The organism is Paraburkholderia sp. UYCP14C, assembly GCF_004197395.1.
In the GTDB taxonomy this organism is placed as follows: Bacteria; Pseudomonadota; Gammaproteobacteria; order Burkholderiales; family Burkholderiaceae; genus Paraburkholderia.
Genome location: NZ_SELS01000240.1, coordinates 1 through 1,495, shown reverse-complemented (window position 1 = coordinate 1,495; position 1,495 = coordinate 1). Strand labels below are relative to the sequence as shown.

The window sequence follows — 1,495 nt, the reverse complement described above, 5'->3', positions numbered from 1 at the left end:
TTTTACTCCCTTGTGTCATAAGCAATACTTATCATATCGACATTTCTCGTCCCGACACCCTTACTGCAACAGAACCCGAGGAACTGCTGGAGACGATGATCGCCGAATTGACCCACATCTACCGCTACTTCGAGCCGCACCGGCGGGCACTGGCGAGCGTCCCGGCACGTGTTCCCATGCGCCGTGAGGAACCGAAGATCGGGCGCAACGAGCCGTGCCCGTGTGGCAGTGGCCGCAAGTACAAGCATTGCTGCATGGCCAGTTCACCGACGTTTCACTGATCAAGCAGCACAGCTACGGAGGCACGCAATGCCCCAGATCCCGGATGATGCAGATTTTCCCCTGAACGCGAACGGCCCCGCATACACGTCGCGACAGGACCGTGACGGCATACCGCTTTCGTATGTCGGTGAGAAACTCGGGCTCGCCATTGCGGATCTGCATCGCCATGGCCGTCGCTGTCAGGGTGAGCGTGATGATTTGCGCTGCACCATGTACCACCTTCTTGTGGCATACCTTGGACTACATAACATGCTGGGCAAGGCGAACGACCGGACCCTGGTTGACCGGTTGCTTGACGGCAGCAGCGAGAAGCTGGACACGTGGCTGCGCCTGGTCGAGCGGGAGGGTGATGTTCAGGGGCTCGCCGAGCTGGGCAACTGACTCATACGGACCGTGCGAATCCCATGAAACCAACCGTTCGCGGCGAGCGAGTGCCGGCCGCCATGCAAGACCGGTATGACGAGATCACTACGCTTACCGACGCTTTTTGTGCACAGCACCTGCCTGACGAATACCGCGACCTCTGCCGACGTCTCGTTGCCACCCTGTGCCGCAAGCGGCCGTCGCCACTGGTGACCGGTCCTGCACGCTCCTGGGCCTGCGGCGTGGCCTACGCGATCGGGAGGATCAACTTTCTCTTCGACAAGTCCCAGAAGCCCCACATGCGCGCCGATGCGTTATGCCAGCACTTCGGGCTGAGCGCGCAGACCGGTTCGGCTCGCTCAGGAGCAATTCTCAACCTTCTGAAGATCGGTCAGCTCGATCCTCGCTGGTCGCTTCCCAGCCAGCTCGACAGAAATCCACTCGTCTGGCTTATCGAAATCAATGGCATGATCGTCGACGCGCGCCGCATCCCGCGCAATTTGCAGGAAGAAGCCTTTCGCCTAGGCGTCATCCCATTCGTCCCAGACGAAGATCGCTAGTTCGCGGGAATTCCCGGGCCCGGTTTGTACGTCGACTGCGGCGCAGCAATTTTCCCTTGCCCTTCATCGGGTTCGCCGCCTCCCTATCCTGGCAGGCACGTCCGCCCGCTAACTCGGGCTAAACGTGCCTTATTTTCCGTTTCCTGAAGCGTCCCCAACGCCATGTTCCGCTGGCTGGTCGAGCGGTTGTGGTGCAAATAGCGCTCAAGGATCGTAAGCACCCGGGGAAGGCATCTTGACGGAGGCAATCGCTGAAACCATCAAGCAGCGGTCGGCGTCCAGCGATGAGG

The 1,495-nt window shown here is 60.1% G+C and carries 3 protein-coding genes; all 3 read left to right on the top strand.

What is annotated here, in order from left to right; translation table 11 throughout:
* A partial coding sequence (locus tag EVC45_RS44565; RefSeq protein ID WP_248295543.1) for an SEC-C metal-binding domain-containing protein occupies nucleotides 1–281 on the top strand: 281 nt, incomplete at its 5' end.
* Nucleotides 282–309: 28 nt separating this feature from the next.
* Nucleotides 310–663, top strand: a complete 354-nt coding sequence (locus EVC45_RS44560; RefSeq protein WP_129964354.1) for a hypothetical protein — start codon at nucleotides 310–312, stop codon at nucleotides 661–663.
* A gap of 23 nt (nucleotides 664–686) precedes the next feature.
* Nucleotides 687–1,205: a DUF6398 domain-containing protein gene (locus tag EVC45_RS46020; protein WP_168991678.1), complete on the top strand. Its 519-nt coding sequence runs from the start codon at nucleotides 687–689 to the stop codon at nucleotides 1,203–1,205.
* Nucleotides 1,206–1,495 lie beyond the last annotated feature (290 nt).